This is a genomic window from Synechococcus sp. WC101 (genome assembly GCF_047461555.1).
Classification (GTDB): domain Bacteria; phylum Cyanobacteriota; class Cyanobacteriia; order Thermostichales; family Thermostichaceae; genus Thermostichus.
The window spans coordinates 1-13,405 of the sequence record NZ_JANSHG010000058.1 but is presented as its reverse complement, the minus strand read 5'-3'; the positions used below and the strand labels follow the sequence as shown (position 1 = coordinate 13,405).

At 61.1% G+C, this 13,405-nt stretch carries 13 protein-coding genes, 1 tRNA gene and 1 pseudogene; 7 read left to right on the top strand and 8 right to left on the bottom strand.

All coding sequences use genetic code 11. The annotated features are described in order from the left end of the window. Window positions 1-164: SRPBCC family protein (locus NW809_RS05740; protein ID WP_414401706.1), on the bottom strand; the 164-nt coding region annotated here is incomplete at its 3' end. A gap of 294 nt (window positions 165-458) precedes the next feature. On the opposite strand from NW809_RS05740, the gene NW809_RS05735 reads away from it, so the two are divergent. Then, the gene (locus NW809_RS05735; protein WP_168173335.1) at window positions 459-1,226 is read left to right on the top strand and encodes a DUF502 domain-containing protein; all 768 of its coding nucleotides are present in this window, start codon (window positions 459-461) and stop codon (window positions 1,224-1,226) included. Here the strand turns inward: NW809_RS05735 and NW809_RS05730 are convergent. Further along, entirely contained in the window at window positions 1,223-1,555 is a 333-nt protein-coding gene (locus NW809_RS05730; protein ID WP_099812882.1) for a TIGR03792 family protein, read from the bottom strand. The two genes, NW809_RS05735 and NW809_RS05730, sit on opposite strands and share 4 nt — an antisense overlap. Window positions 1,556-1,579: 24 nt before the next feature. After that, window positions 1,580-2,914 carry a 3-phosphoshikimate 1-carboxyvinyltransferase gene (gene aroA, locus NW809_RS05725; RefSeq protein ID WP_011431103.1) on the bottom strand — a complete coding sequence of 445 codons (1,335 nt, stop codon included), beginning with the start codon at window positions 2,912-2,914 and terminating at the stop codon, window positions 1,580-1,582. A gap of 333 nt (window positions 2,915-3,247) precedes the next feature. Between aroA and rsmH the strand changes: the two genes are divergently transcribed. Next, window positions 3,248-4,177, top strand: coding sequence for a 16S rRNA (cytosine(1402)-N(4))-methyltransferase RsmH (gene rsmH, locus NW809_RS05720; protein WP_011431104.1), 930 nt, complete (start codon window positions 3,248-3,250; stop codon window positions 4,175-4,177). Between the two features lie 326 nt (window positions 4,178-4,503). Continuing rightward, window positions 4,504-4,818 carry a hypothetical protein gene (locus tag NW809_RS05715; RefSeq protein ID WP_206336836.1) on the top strand — a complete coding sequence of 105 codons (315 nt, stop codon included), beginning with the start codon at window positions 4,504-4,506 and terminating at the stop codon, window positions 4,816-4,818. Here the strand turns inward: NW809_RS05715 and NW809_RS05710 are convergent. Both NW809_RS05710 and NW809_RS05705 read right to left on the bottom strand, forming a co-directional pair. Continuing rightward, window positions 4,815-5,558, bottom strand: a complete 744-nt coding sequence (locus NW809_RS05710; protein WP_414401705.1) for a response regulator — start codon at window positions 5,556-5,558, stop codon at window positions 4,815-4,817. The genes NW809_RS05715 and NW809_RS05710 overlap by 4 nt on opposite strands. A gap of 130 nt (window positions 5,559-5,688) precedes the next feature. Then, window positions 5,689-6,549 (bottom strand): prephenate/arogenate dehydrogenase, encoded by an 861-nt coding sequence (locus NW809_RS05705; RefSeq protein WP_011431107.1) that lies wholly within the window; start codon window positions 6,547-6,549, stop codon window positions 5,689-5,691. A gap of 227 nt (window positions 6,550-6,776) precedes the next feature. On the opposite strand from NW809_RS05705, the pseudogene NW809_RS05700 reads away from it, so the two are divergent. After that, a pseudogene (locus NW809_RS05700) lies at window positions 6,777-7,070 on the top strand (DUF6679 family protein); the annotation flags it as partial. 257 nt (window positions 7,071-7,327) lie between these two features. Here NW809_RS05700 and NW809_RS05695 read toward each other — a convergent pair. After that, window positions 7,328-8,083 (bottom strand): segregation/condensation protein A, encoded by a 756-nt coding sequence (locus NW809_RS05695; protein ID WP_011431109.1) that lies wholly within the window; start codon window positions 8,081-8,083, stop codon window positions 7,328-7,330. Between the two features lie 177 nt (window positions 8,084-8,260). Between NW809_RS05695 and NW809_RS05690 the strand changes: the two genes are divergently transcribed. Continuing rightward, window positions 8,261-8,332 (top strand) — tRNA-Val (locus tag NW809_RS05690). Between the two features lie 210 nt (window positions 8,333-8,542). Then, entirely contained in the window at window positions 8,543-8,992 is a 450-nt protein-coding gene (locus NW809_RS05685; RefSeq protein ID WP_041438520.1) for a hypothetical protein, read from the top strand. A gap of 58 nt (window positions 8,993-9,050) precedes the next feature. Here NW809_RS05685 and NW809_RS05680 read toward each other — a convergent pair whose 3' ends face one another. Further along, window positions 9,051-10,244: a PQQ-dependent sugar dehydrogenase gene (locus NW809_RS05680; protein WP_228375286.1), complete on the bottom strand. Its 1,194-nt coding sequence runs from the start codon at window positions 10,242-10,244 to the stop codon at window positions 9,051-9,053. 173 nt (window positions 10,245-10,417) lie between these two features. Here NW809_RS05680 and NW809_RS05675 point away from each other — a divergent pair, with 173 nt between their 5' ends. Then, entirely contained in the window at window positions 10,418-12,787 is a 2,370-nt protein-coding gene (locus tag NW809_RS05675) for a glycoside hydrolase family 31 protein (protein ID WP_414401704.1), read from the top strand. On the opposite strand, the gene NW809_RS05670 is transcribed toward NW809_RS05675, so the two are convergent. Further along, a complete protein-coding gene (locus tag NW809_RS05670) occupies window positions 12,784-13,251 on the bottom strand; it encodes a peroxiredoxin family protein (RefSeq protein ID WP_011431112.1) in 468 nt (155 codons plus the stop codon). The genes NW809_RS05675 and NW809_RS05670 overlap by 4 nt on opposite strands. Window positions 13,252-13,405 lie beyond the last annotated feature (154 nt).

Genomic DNA, 13,405 nt, shown 5'->3' with positions numbered 1-13,405 from the left:
TCCAGTGTCCACCGCGACAGCTCCTGATCCAGCAGCTCCACCGAGCGGATCCACTTCATCCAGCGCGGCATGAGGGCGAGGTTGGCCCACAGCTCCCACACCTGCTCGATAGGAACCGGGACCTCCACCTGACAGGTGTGCTCTAACCAATCCGACTCTGACATAGGGCCTCCCACACGACATCCGGCAGAGATGAGGGAGCATCCTACGGCTTGACCACAAAGCCTCTAGGAGGGATCCCTGCCTTTACAAAATTTTATATCGACCTAAGATAACAATATCAGCTCAGCCGAGTTTGGGGCTTTGCGCTTTGGAGCAGCTCCAACCTCTCTCCAGGCAAGTTGCAGCTGATGCCCATGAGAGAGATGCAGAAGGCAGGTATCATGGTTGCCATCTGCAAGCTCCACTTGCATCGGCTCGGTGCGTCCACTTGTTTGACTCGACGGAACGATCTCACCATGATTTCCCAGTGGAAGCAGCATCTCAAGAACTACTTCGTGGCGGGGTTGCTGGTGGTGATCCCGTTGGCAACCACCATTTGGCTGACGGTGGAAGTGGCCACCTGGAGCATTGGCTTTTTGACCAGCATTCCCAAGCAGTTTAATCCCATCCAGGGGCTGCACCCGATTTTGATCAACCTCATCGATCTGGCGGTGGGCTTGCTGACGCCAATCCTGCTCATTTTGTTGATTGGCTTCATGGCCCGCAACATTGTTGGCCAGTGGCTGCTCAACCTAAGCGAGCAGTTGCTCCACGCCATCCCGATAGCGGGGCTGGTCTACAAAACCCTGAAGCAATTGGTTAGCGTTTTGTTTGCCCCCAACAACCAGCGCTTTCGACGGGTGGTGCTGGTGGAATATCCTCGGCCTGGGGTTTGGGCGTTAGCTTTTGTAACGGGCGTCATTCAAACTCCCATTCGACCGGATGGGCCGCAGCGCTCCCTCAGCCTGTTCGTGCCCACCACGCCCAACCCAACCACCGGCTGGTACGCCATCGTGCCGGAAGACCAGGTGGTGGAGGTGTTCATGCCGGTGGAGGATGCTTTTAAGATGCTCATCTCCGGCGGGATCGTGACCCCCGAGACCTTTGAGGCGGGTCTCAAACGGCGCGAAGGGGCTCTGGCGGTAACCATGCCCAGCCTGCGGGAGTTGGTGGAGCAGGAGCGGGCGGCAGCATCCACTAGGGCCGACTCAACGGCTGCCGAGGTGGGCTTTGAGGCTTCCTAGTTGGCCGCTTCCTCTGCTGGCAGGCCGGGCTGCCAGAGCTGGTATTCTTTGGCCTGCTCCAGGCGCACGTAGAAGGGCTGCATCTGCCGATCCAAGGCTTCCGCCTGCTCCGGGGGGAAAGCTTTCCAGGCGGCGCGGCTGGCCCAGCGGAGGATGAGGTGGACAAGTTCGGGATCCTCTACATCCAGCCAGACTTCTTTGCCCAAAAAGCCCGGCTGTTGGCGCAGGGCCGGCCCCCAAACCTGCTCGTCTTGTAGGATAAAGGCCCTCTGGCCACCGGGAGGAACGCGGAAGCAGAGGTGCTCGATGGCGATGGGCTGGTCTGACATTGGCAAAGGTTGGCTCTTGGCTGGCTAGGAGGCGGACGAAGGGTTGATCAGCCGCTGCAGGGTGGGAATGAAGTCGGGGTAGGAGATGCGGGCACAGTCGGCCCCTCGAAGGGTGGTGGATCCCTGGGCGGCCAGGGCAGCTACCATCAAGCTCATGGCGATGCGGTGGTCGGCGTGGCTATCCACCTCGGCCCCCTGCAGAGGGATCCCCCCTTTGATTTCCAGGCCGTCGGGATATTCGGTGACCTGGGCCCCCATCCGGCTGAGTTCCTGGGCGATGGCCGCCAAGCGGTCGCTCTCTTTAACCCGCAATTCCGCCGCATCGCGAATGACCGTAGTCCCCTCGGCAAAGGCTGCCGCCACCGCCAAAACCGGGATCTCATCGATGAGGGTGGGAATGAGATCGCCGGCAATGCTGCAACCCCGCAAACGGGCCGAGCGCACGCGCAGATCCCCCAGAGGCTCGCCGGCCACCTCCCGCCGCTTCTCAACCTGAATATCGGCCCCCATCTCCTGCAACACCTGCAGCACGCCGGTGCGCGTGGGGTTGAGACCCACATCCTGTAGCAGCAATTCGCTCTCGGGCACAATCGAGGCGGCCACCAGCCAGAAGGCTGCCGAGCTGATGTCCCCTGGCACCTGCACCGTCTGGCCCACTAGGCGGGATCCCCCCACCACCGCCACGGTTTTTGCCGCCACATCGACAGAGATCTCGGCGCCAAAGGCCCGCAACATCCGCTCCGAGTGGTCGCGGGAAAGGGCCGGCTCTGTAACCTGAGTAGTGCCTTCTGCCAACAGGCCCGCCAGCAGCAGGCAGGACTTTACCTGGGCCGAGGCCACGGGCGAGTGGTAGTGGATCCCCTTTAGGGATCCCCCCTGCACAGCCAGAGGTGCCAGGTTGCCCCCGGCCCGTCCCCAGATGTTGGCCCCCATCTGCCGCAGCGGCTCCACCACCCGTCCCATGGGCCGCGAGCGCAGGGAGCGATCCCCAGTGACAGCAAAAAAGCGACCCGCCTGGCCAGCCAGGATCCCCAACATCAGGCGCAGGGTGGTGCCGGAATTGCCGGCATCCAACACCTCTGCCGGCTCCTGCAGGCGATCCAAGCCCACCCCCTGGATGCGGACGCACTCGCTGTTGAGCTCTGGGATATCGGCCCCCAGGGCCCGAAAACAGGCTGCCGTACTGCGGGGATCCTCCCCCAACGACAGGCCGTGAATGACGGTTTCCCCTTCCGCCAGGGATCCCAGCATCAGGGCGCGGTGGGAGATGGACTTATCGCCTGGAATGCTCACTTGACCGCGCAGGCCGCGGGCGGGCGAGAGCGTCAGGATGTCGGCAGAAGAAGCGGTGGTCAGCACAGCAGCCGTAACACCAAACTAAAGAACAGACAAAGGCAAGAGCAGTCTTAATCATACGTTAGGCTGGAACCTGCCCTGCTCTTGCCGGCGGTCGGCCTTGCACCCAGATGATCCTGAACCACTGGAAGACAGCCCGTCTTTTGACGGCAGCCGACCCTATCCTCGAGGATGAGCTTAACAACATGGATTCCTCGGTCGGGGCCTGGCCTCGGCCTTTTTTTTGCAAGCCCTTACGTTGTGAATGCTAGCGTTTGATGGTACTAGAGTTGTCTACCGATCCTGCAATAGGTAAAGCTAGGAGCGGGGAAAGAATCAAAGCCACCCCCTGCGCCTATGGACTTGGCAAGAGCTGAGCTTGGGGAAATGCTTCTGTACCACCACGAGTCCGTTTTGACGGAGGCAGTGGTGGCCTACCTGCAACCCCAGCAGGGCGGCGCGTTTTTGGACGTGACGTTGGGAGGCGGTGGGCACAGCTTGGCGCTGCTGCAGAGGGGAGCGGATCGCGTGGTGGGGCTGGATCGCGATCCGACGGCTCTGCAGGCGGCCCAGGCGCGTCTGGCCGCAGCCGGGATCCCCGGCAATCGCCTCCAACTCTGGCACCTCAACTTTGCCGATTTCGACCTGCAGCGGCACGGCTTTCGGGATGAGCGAGGGCAGGGGATCCCTTTCGATGGCATCGTAGCCGACCTCGGGGTGAGCTCGCCCCAACTGGACTGCCCCGAGCGGGGCTTTAGCTTTCGCGCCGAGGGGCCGCTCGATATGCGCATGGATCCCACTGCCGATCAGGAAACGGCTGCCGACTGGGTCAACCGCCGCCCCGTCGAGGACTTGATCGACATTTTCGTTCGCTATGGCGAGGAGCGCTTTGCCCGCCGCATCGCCCACCACATCGAACGCTCCCGCCCCCTTTTCACCACCACCCAACTGGCCCACGTAGTCTGGCAGGCGGTGCCGCCGGCGGCAAGACGGGGCCGCATCCACCCGGCCACGCGGATCTTTCAGGCCCTGCGCATTGCCGTGAACCGAGAACTGGAAGCCCTGGAAACCCTGCTGGCCCAGGCTCCCAATTGGCTAAAACCCGGCGGCAGGTTGGCCGTGATCAGCTTTCATAGCCTGGAAGATCGCCTGGTGAAATGGGCCTTTCGTACGGATCCCCGCTGGCAGGTGCTCACCCCCAAACCCCTGTGCCCTTCCGAGCTGGAGCAGCAACGCAATTCCCGCGCCCGCTCCGCCAAACTGCGAGTGGCTGCCCGCAGCAGCTAAGTTGCCGCCCTGCCCCCCTGGAGGCCCTATGAGGTGCGTGGAGATCGGATAGAGTGGGGCCCAGTTGGCAGCAATTTCTTGGTGTGGGTGAGGTGCAAACCCCTATGGTCAGCCAGCCTTTGAACGCGAGCCGTGGCCGCAGTTTTCTCCCTGTCCAGCGCAAAACCGCGACCTTGGCCCCTCGTTCCCATCTAAGGACTACCCCGCCCCTCCCCGCCGGCAAAGTCAGAACCCGTCGCCCCCAACCCTCGAAATCAGCCTATCCCCATAGCCGGGATCCCGCCTGGAGAGAGCACCTGATCTGGTGGAAGCAGATCTCCACGGGCATGGCCATCGTCTCGGGGTTGTCAGTGCTGAGTGTGTACAGTTGGACGGTGCATACCCAAAGCCGATGGAGCCAGCGCTACCAAGTGTGGCAGCAGATGCAGCGCAACGAACGACAGTTTCTCCTCACCCAAGAGTCCATCGCCAATTCCTTGCGGGAAATCGCCGATCGCTCCGACATGGTGCCTCTGGTACCGGAGCGGATGATCGAGGTGCCAATTGCCCTCCCCAGCACGGCTTCTGGGCAGGGGCAGAGCAAAGCCAAGCCTCTGGAGGCATCCGAGCAAGCCCCTCCTTTTTACCCGGTTGGATACTAATCCAAAGGCTCTAGGCGGTAGCGGCTGAGCCAGTGATCCAAGTGCACCTCCTCCTCATCCAGGAGTTGGGCGTTGATCAGACCCCGCTTGAAGGCAAGGCGAATGGCGCGGGCCCGCAAGCTAAAAGTTGTGCCCCACTCCTCGCTCTCAATTTGGTCGTTGCTCACCTCAAGCTTGTCGTAGAGATTGCGCAGACGATTGGTCACCCCTCGCCGCGACAAAAACCGCCGTGCGGCAATAGCTTGATCGGTGAGGCCGAGGGCAATATCGATCAACACCTCGTACTCAGCATCGCTGAGGCCGGTAATTTTGTTTTGCGAACGGGAATCGACCCCCCGCACCTCCCGATCGATCACGCATTGCTCATCCTGCACCACGGCCTGGATGGCACTGACCAATTTTTCGTCGGTGCAATTCTTCAGGAGATAGCCGTAGACAGTTTGCGGCGGCACGATCTTGTGCAGTTCCCGCACATAAACCTCATCGGCAAAGTGGGACCAAAAGATGATGCGCGTACTGGGTTGCTCCGACCAAACTTGTCGAGCCACCTCGATCCCGCTCATCTCGGGCATGCGGATGTCCAACAACAGGAAGTTGGGACGGTGCTGACGGTAGAGCTCCAATGCCTCTCTGCCGTTGGAGGCCATGTACACCGGGCCAAACTGAGGCAGATGATGCATCAGCAGGCTGTGCACATGTTGGCGGTAAAGGGTGTCATCTTCAGCAAGGAGGGTGCTCACAGGCCTTGATCGCTAGTCGACCTACTCTATATGTTTCCTACCCTAGAAATCTCTGCGAAGGAAGACAAGGCACTAATGAGCAGTGGCAAAGTCGAGCCAGCGATCCCCTACGGCAGCTACAGGTAGCCCCTCAGGACGGTATTTGATTGACCCGGAACTGTTGCCATTCTTGGCGGGTTCGTTGCAGCATCTGTAGCAGCTCCTCCCACCGTTCGCCTTCGATCAGCCGCTCTATTTTCCCCAACTGGACTTGATAGCCACGCAGGGCGGCCAGGAGCGCCTGTCGGTTGTGACGGGCCATCTCCAGCCCCAACTGCGGGATCCCGCCACCGACACGGCTGGTATCTCGGAACCCGCTGCTGGCCAGGGTGCGAGCCAACTCCAGAATGTCGGGATCCTCCTCTTGGCCGACAGCAGCGATCAAGCCGGCGCCGATCATGACCGGCAAATGGCTGATCCAGGCCACCGCCTGGTCGTGGCGTTTCGGATCGGCCAGGACAACTTCTGCACCGACCGCTGTCACCAGTTCTTTCATCGCCTCGATCGCCTGCGGCTGCGTCTGGGGGAGGGGAGTGAGTACATAGGGCCGCCCCAGAAACAAGCTGGCTTCCGCCGCCTGGATGCCCTGCAACGTCTTGCCGGCCATCGGGTGCCCTCCAACAAACAGCGGCCACAATTCCGTTGCCGGAGCAACAATCGGTTGTTTCACCGAGCCGACATCGCTCACCACCGTCTGCGGCGATAGATGGGGCACCAAGGCCGCCAGCGTGACCAATACCTGCTCCAGGGGGGTGCAGATCACCACCACCTGGGGATCGAAATCAGCCAACTGAGCCAAATCGGTTCCACAGCCCTGCAGCGCTCCCCGTTCCAGCACCGCCTGACAGGTGGCCCGATTGCGGCTGATCCCCCAGACGGGATAACCCTCTTCGCTGAGTTTGAGGGCCAGGGATCCGCCGATCAACCCCAACCCGACAATGGCAATGCGCATGGTTTTCCGTATCTATGGTTACTATTAAGTACTCTGAAACGGCTTGGGGCATGGAGAGACGGCCTTTCCGGATCCCTTCCAGATTAAAACCAGATTAAAGCCAGATTAAAGGCTCCATCCCGCCGCGCAAAAAGCATACAGCGGAGGGATCCAGCAGCTAAGATGGAAGGATGAACTGGGTAACCCCCACAACAGTTCGCCCGGATCTTTCATCTCAGGAGGGGACCGTGCTTCATCGTAGGATCTATCAACTCAGCCGCGAAGGCAAGGATGTGTGGATCTACCTGCGCGATCAGGGACGCTGGCTGGAACGAGCCAAGATCCTCGATATCGAAGGGGATACCATCCTGGTTCGCTACGAAACGGAAGACGAAGAGGAGATTTGCTCCTGGGAGGAGATGATTCGTTTGGAGAGCATCGGAGCTGTTGCCCAGCGCCTTTCCTCCATCCCGAAAGGGGTGCTCAGCACCTCGGATTTGCTCATTTCCGAGGATTGTCCTCCTGCTGAGTTACTGCATTCTCCCTCTTCGCCTCGCGCCACAGAGCCCCTCAGCGAAGAGCATGCCGGCAGCGAGCGCCTTGAAGAGTATTACCTGGATCGGGAAACCTCTGCCGTCCGTGACGGCGAAGCGGAGTCTTTGCTGCCCCTGCGCCTGAACGGAGAAGACCTCAAACGGGCGGATCGGGCCCGAAACGATGTGGAAGGCCAGCGGGAGGGCAACCACGACTGAGCCGCAGTCTTCATGGAAAGCGGCAGAAAGGGATCCCTGGGTAGGATCTATTCTAGGAGGGATCCCCTACGGCAGGGACGAATGGTCAAGGGGCCGTAGAACTCCTCCTGGTAAAGCTCAACCTGCGAGCGAGAAGCCATTAGCAATAGCGACCAGAACACCTGAATCGGGTGGGAAGCCCCGCCACTGCCTTTTAGAGCGCTTTCTTGGCAAAAGTATTGCTGCAGGTCGTCAAAGCTGATTTGGGCGAGACCCTGCTGCCAAAGTTGGGCAAGCAGAGATTCCAGCTCGGCGGCGGTCTCTACGAGGTTTTCTGGGTGGGCCAACTGAGCGACTGCTGATAGCGCTTGCTTGCGAGAAACCCGTTGAGCCAGGGGCCTTGAGGCAGGCTCAAGGCGCTGTTCCAGCAAGGTCTCCAGCTCCTGCAGGTGGCCGATTAGTTCTTTGAGGGTGATGGGCCGAGTCCGACTCGGGCGGGGCACGGCCCTGGGTTGCAACACGCGATCCAGTTGGGCCGACGACCAACTCAGCCAGGGATCCTCCTCCACCTGCACCGGGTTGGTCTCCTCACTTTCTTCGTCTTCCGGCTTCGACAGCGCCATCGCCTTGAGATAGACCAACATAGCGGCATGGAGAAAAGCCTGTCCCGACTCCGACAGGTCATGGCTGCTGGCAGTGGGAGCCATACGGGCTAAAAACCGATCGATGACGTCGATAACCTGCACATCCCACGGGTTAATCTCGCCCCGTTCCGCCAAATCGATAAGCAAAGCAATTGCCTCTTCAGTCGGTGAGTAGGCCATAGTGCCCCTAGCCTCTGTCCCTCACTGTAGCCCCCAAGCGGGATCCCGGCCATCTCCAGCCGGATTCAAACCTCCAGCTCAACTTCTCAAGCCAACCGGCTGTGCAGAGGCGGCGCGATCGTGTAAGAATCGTGTAAGATAGTAGTCCAGCTCTAGCAGTTGCTAGAGTGAGAGTAAGGGCGGTTAGCACAGTGGTAGCGCACTTCCTTCACACGGAAGGGGTCACAAGTTCGAATCTTGTACCGCCCATAGGTTTTGACCTTTAGCAGACAGAGCTCCCCCTTCTCCTGCTGGGTGCTGCTTCTGTCTACAGGCTCCCCCGCCTTTGCTGGGGAGCCACCGCTTATCGGCAACGAGGACAGACAGCTTCCTCCCTGCCCTTAGGCAGGTGCTTCAATCGGGGTAGGCTGGGAAGATGCAGGGCTCCCCTGACTATAACCAACAGCCAGGAGATGCTGCATGAGTCCCTTCACCAACCCTCCTCAATCATTGACTGCCGGCGAGTTTTTATCTCACTTAGAGGAGATAACAGGAGCCTACAAAGTCAAGACGTCTATTATCACCTTTTACAGCAGAATTTGGAGCCAAGCATTCGATCTCAAGTTTTCCAAGGGTCAGTGGGTTTTCGGGTACAGCCCCTACTGGAGAGCGCTTCTGGAAGCCAAGCTCCAAACCAGCGAATACTATCCAATATCTTGCGTTGTCAGGACCTTCACTGACGAAAAACACAAGCGCAAGGCCCCAAATGGCAAAACCGTCTTGATCCCGACCAAAGAGCTAAGGATGTTCTTTCTTCCCGCTCCAGGTCAGGTTATTAAGCTAACTCCAGAGGAATGCTTTGCCTGTCACCATACGGACTCCCAAACAGGAGAGCCACTCCCCCTTGAGCAAGATGTCAAGTTCTTGTAGTGGCGGCAGTGGGAGTTAGAAACTCTGCCGGGGCTGGGGCCATGTAGCTTAACCCCAATCAAGAGCTTGGCTGCAAGCGCAACAGGGATCCGTTGGGGGCATCCGTCAGCAGGTAAAGCAAGCCATCCGGCCCCTGGCGCACATCCCGGATACGGCCAACCGCCCCTTCCAGAAGGCGCTCTTCTGCCACAACGCGATCCCCATCCAGCACCAAGCGCGCCAGGTGTTGCCCGGCCAGCGCTCCCACGAATAGGTTGCCTCGCCATTCGGGGAAAGCCTCTCCTGTGTAGAAAGTCATGCCAGAAGGGGCAATGGAGGGGGTCCAGTGCAGCAGCGGCGAAGCCAATCCAGGAGCTGCCGCCAGTCCTTGACCAACCGGTTCGCCGCTGTACTCCCGACCATGGGTAATCAGGGGCCAGCCGTAGTTGATGCCGGGGGCCAAGATGTTGATCTCGTCCCCACCTTGCGGCCCATGTTCGTGCGTCCAAATGGCTCCTGTATCGGGGTGGCGGGCCATTCCCTGAATGTTGCGGTGGCCGTAGGTAAAAATTTGCGGCAAAGCCCCCGCTTGATTCACGAAAGGATTGTCCGCCGGGATCCCGCCTGTATCCGTAACGCGCAACACCTTGCCAGCAGCATCCCCCAGATCCTGAGCCCGATCCCGCTCGCCGCGGTCGCCGGTGCTGATGTAGAGAAACCCTTCTTCGTCAAAGGCCAGGCGGGAGCCGAAGTGCTGTTGGGCAGGCGTCTTGCGCTCCATGTCAAAGATCACTTCCAGATCCTGGAGTCCCTTCTCCCCCAGGCGGGCCCGCGCCACCCGCGTCCCCCCGCCGCCCGGCCCAGGAGCCGCATAGGACAGGTAAATCCAGCCGTTCTCCGCGTAGTTGGGGTGCAAGGCGATATCCAGCAGCCCTCCCTGGCCGCGGGCAAACACCTCCGGCACCCCGGCAATGGGCTGGGGATCCAACCCCTGCTCGGTAACTCGGCGCAGCCGGCCCGGACGTTCGGTAACCAGGATGGTGCCATCCGGCAGAAAGGCCATTCCCCAGGGATGCTCCAGCCCGCTTGCCAACGTCACCACCCGAAAGCGCTGCTGGCTTTTGGCTCTGGGCAGAGCTTGGGCGTGATCCCCCTGTTGCAGGGACATGACCGTTTCCGGGCTAACCGGGTAGGCCCCCACGGCAGCAGGGACAAATACCCCTCCCAAAAGCAACAAGGAGAGGAGTGGTATCGCCGGGATCCGCATGGCCATTGCCGCCTCGTTTTCGCGATGGATTTTGAGGTCTGAGCTAGCCGATCATTGCTGCTGCTCTTCACAAAAAGATGTACCGATGGGAGCAAAGTTGGCTGCGCACAAGAGTGGGGAGCTCCCTGTTCCCTTGCGGCCTTGGGTTAGCCTTGAGGGCGGCGATCTGTCCCCAACCCATGCTGGAACCCGGCGAGATCTTCGGCCAATTCCCCGCCTGCCCACCCCAGCGGCAAACCTGCGGATCCCTGCAGGAACTCCAGATCCATCCCAGAGGGATCCAATTGCTCTGCAGGCAGGGCTGCTGGTCTGTGCAGGTGCTCACCCCTCGTCTGCTGCGGCTGCGCTTTAGCCCCAGCGGCGAGTTCTTGCCCCGCCGCTCTTGGGATGTGGCTCTGGCGGATGAAGAGTGGCCGCCGGCTTTTTTTGAGCTGCAGGAAAGCCCCACCCAAGTTCACCTAGCCACCTCTCAGGTGCAACTGCAGATCGACCGGGATCCCCTCCGCTTTAGCTTTCGCGATCCCCAAGGCCAGGTCTTTTGTGCCGATCTCCCCGCCGGCCTCAGTTGGGGATCCGATGACATCCGCCTGGTCAAATCCCTCCACCCCGCCGAGCGCATCTACGGCCTGGGAGAACGGGCTGGCCTGCTCAACAAGCGGGGCCGGCGCTACAGCCACTGGACCCGCGACTGCTGGGGCTACGACGCCCAGAGCGACAACCTCTATCTGGCCATTCCCTTCGCCCTGGTTCTACGTCCTGGCCTCTCCTACGGCCTTTTTCTGCACTGCACCCACTGGAGCCAGTTCGACCTGGGCCAGGCGGATCCTAAACAGTGGGCCATCGAAGTGCGCGCCCCCGAGCTGGACTACTACCTCATCTACGGCCCCACCCCCGCCCTGGTGCTCCAGACCTACACCCAGCTCACCGGGCGAACCCCCCTGCCTCCTCTCTGGGCCCTCGGCTACCAGCAGTGTCGCTGGAGCTACGCCAGCGCCGCCCAGGTTCTGGCTGTCGCCAAGCAATTTCGCCAGCGCCAGATCCCCTGCGACGCCATCTACCTGGATATTGACTACATGCGCGGCTACCGGGTCTTTACCTGGGATCCCCGCCGTTTCCCTGAACCAGCCCAGCTCATGGCCCAGCTTCACGAAGCCGGCTTCCGAGGGGTAGCCATTGTCGATCCCGGCGTCAAGTTCGATCCCGAAGCTGACTACGCCGTCTTTGACGAGGGCCTGGCCCAGGACTTCTTCATTCGCCGCGCCGATGGCCACCTCTTCCACGGCTATGTTTGGCCGGGCAAAGTCCTCTTTCCCGACTTCTCGTGCCCCGAAGTGCGGCGGTGGTGGGGATCCTGGCAACGGGTTCTCACCCAAGCCGGTGTGGATGGCATCTGGAACGACATGAACGAGCCGGCCCTCAACGACCGCCCCTTCGGCGACGGCGGCCAGATCGTGGATATCCCCCCCGACGCCCCCCAAGGCCCTCCTGAGGAGCGCACCACCCACGCCGAGGTACACAACCTCTACGGCCTGCTCATGGCCCGCGCCTCCCGCGAGGGTCTAGAACAGCTCAACCCCGCCCGGCGCCCCTTTGTCCTCACCCGCTCCGGCTTTGCCGGGATCCAGCGCTGGGCTGCCGTCTGGACAGGCGACAACCAATCCTCCTGGGAACACCTGGAGATGTCCCTGCCCATGCTCCTCAACCTGGGCCTGTCGGGAGTTAGCTTTGTCGGGGCCGACATCGGCGGCTTCGGGGGCAATGCCACTCCTGAACTGTTTGCCCGCTGGATGCAAATGGGGATCCTCTACCCCCTCATGCGCGGCCACAGCGCCCTGGGCACCCGTCCCCACGAGCCCTGGAGCTTTGGCCCTGAGGTGGAAGCCATTGCTCGGCAGGCCATCCAGCTTCGCTACCGGCTTCTGCCCTACCTCTACAGCCTCTTCTGGGAGTCCAGCCAAACCGGCTCCCCCATCCTGCGCCCCCTGTTCTACGAATTTCCCGACGATCCCCAGACCTACGAGATCTCGGATCAAGCCCTGCTGGGATCCGCTCTTCTGGCTGCCCCCGTCGTCCGCCCCGGCGTCCGCTGCCGCGCCGTCTATCTCCCCGCAGGCACTTGGTTTGACTGGTGGACAGGCCAAGCCCAGCGCGGCCCCGGCTCCATCCTCGTCCCCGCCTCTCTGGAGCAGCTTCCCCTGTTTGTGCGCGGCGGCTCCATCCTTCCCCTGGCTCCTCCCTGCCAATCCACCGCCCACCTGCGCCGCGACCAGCTCCACCTCCGCCTCTATCCCGGCGACGGCAGTTTCACCCTCTACGAAGACGACGGCCAAACCCTCGCCTACCAAAGCGGCCATTGGGCCACCACCACTTTCTGCCTGCGCCAAGAAGCCCACCAGCTCATCCTGGAGATCCAGCCGCGCCAGGGCAGTTGGATCCCGCCCCAACGCAACTGGATCCTCGAGCCCCTCGGCCAGAGCCCGCTTATTTTGGCAGACAGCGGACAAGCCCAGCAGATTCGCCTGCCCACTCCAGAAGGATCCCGCCCCTAGCCCACTGCCCTCACCGCCTCCAGCAGTTCGCGGTTGTCCCGCTTGAAGATGGGCAGCCACTCCACATGCTGATAGCGCAGGATCCCTTGGCTGTCCACCACAAAATAGGCCCGCCGCGTCCCCAAAAAACTGTCTACCCCATAGAGCTGGCTCACCTTCCTATCCACATCGCTTAGGAGGGGAAACTCCAGCTTAAGCTGCTCGGCAAAAGCTTCGTGTCGAGAGAGGGGATCGCTACTGATGCCCAGGATCTCACACCCTGCCGCCCGAAAAGCTCCCCAATCCTCCCGAAAGCAGCGCATCTCGCTTGTGCACACCGGCGAGAAGTCCGCCGGGTAAAAAGCCAGCAACACCTTGCTCTTGCCTCGGTAGGCCCCCAGCGAAATCGTCGCCCCCTTCGGGATCCCTTTCCCCACTGCAGGCAGGTTGAAGTCAGGAGCTGCAGTCCCAATCACAATCCCCATAAAGCCGTCCGAAACCTTAAGATCCCCTCACCAGTCTAACGGCGAATCCGGATCCCTTGCTGCGTCTGGAGGGGTTATGGTGGGTGGTATTGACATATGGGTTGAGGTGGGGGTAAGGTAGTAAAGCGCCAGCAAGGCCACCGGCCACGGCGCG

Bases quoted from the DNA above. Each gene is read 5' to 3' on its own strand.
- NW809_RS05675 (WP_414401704.1), top strand. From the start codon at position 10,418: ATGCTGGAACCCGGCGAGATCTTCGGCCAATTCCCCGCCTGCCCACCC.
- NW809_RS05730 (WP_099812882.1), bottom strand. From the start codon at position 1,555: ATGTCAGACCAGCCCATCGCCATCGAGCACCTCTGCTTCCGCGTTCCT.
- rsmH (WP_011431104.1), top strand. From the start codon at position 3,248: ATGGACTTGGCAAGAGCTGAGCTTGGGGAAATGCTTCTGTACCACCAC.
- NW809_RS05735 (WP_168173335.1), top strand. From the start codon at position 459: ATGATTTCCCAGTGGAAGCAGCATCTCAAGAACTACTTCGTGGCGGGG.
- NW809_RS05680 (WP_228375286.1), bottom strand. From the start codon at position 10,244: ATGGCCATGCGGATCCCGGCGATACCACTCCTCTCCTTGTTGCTTTTG.
- NW809_RS05695 (WP_011431109.1), bottom strand. From the start codon at position 8,083: ATGGCCTACTCACCGACTGAAGAGGCAATTGCTTTGCTTATCGATTTG.
- NW809_RS05715 (WP_206336836.1), top strand. From the start codon at position 4,504: ATGGCCATCGTCTCGGGGTTGTCAGTGCTGAGTGTGTACAGTTGGACG.
- NW809_RS05670 (WP_011431112.1), bottom strand. From the start codon at position 13,251: ATGGGGATTGTGATTGGGACTGCAGCTCCTGACTTCAACCTGCCTGCA.
- NW809_RS05685 (WP_041438520.1), top strand. From the start codon at position 8,543: ATGAGTCCCTTCACCAACCCTCCTCAATCATTGACTGCCGGCGAGTTT.
- NW809_RS05705 (WP_011431107.1), bottom strand. From the start codon at position 6,549: ATGCGCATTGCCATTGTCGGGTTGGGGTTGATCGGCGGATCCCTGGCC.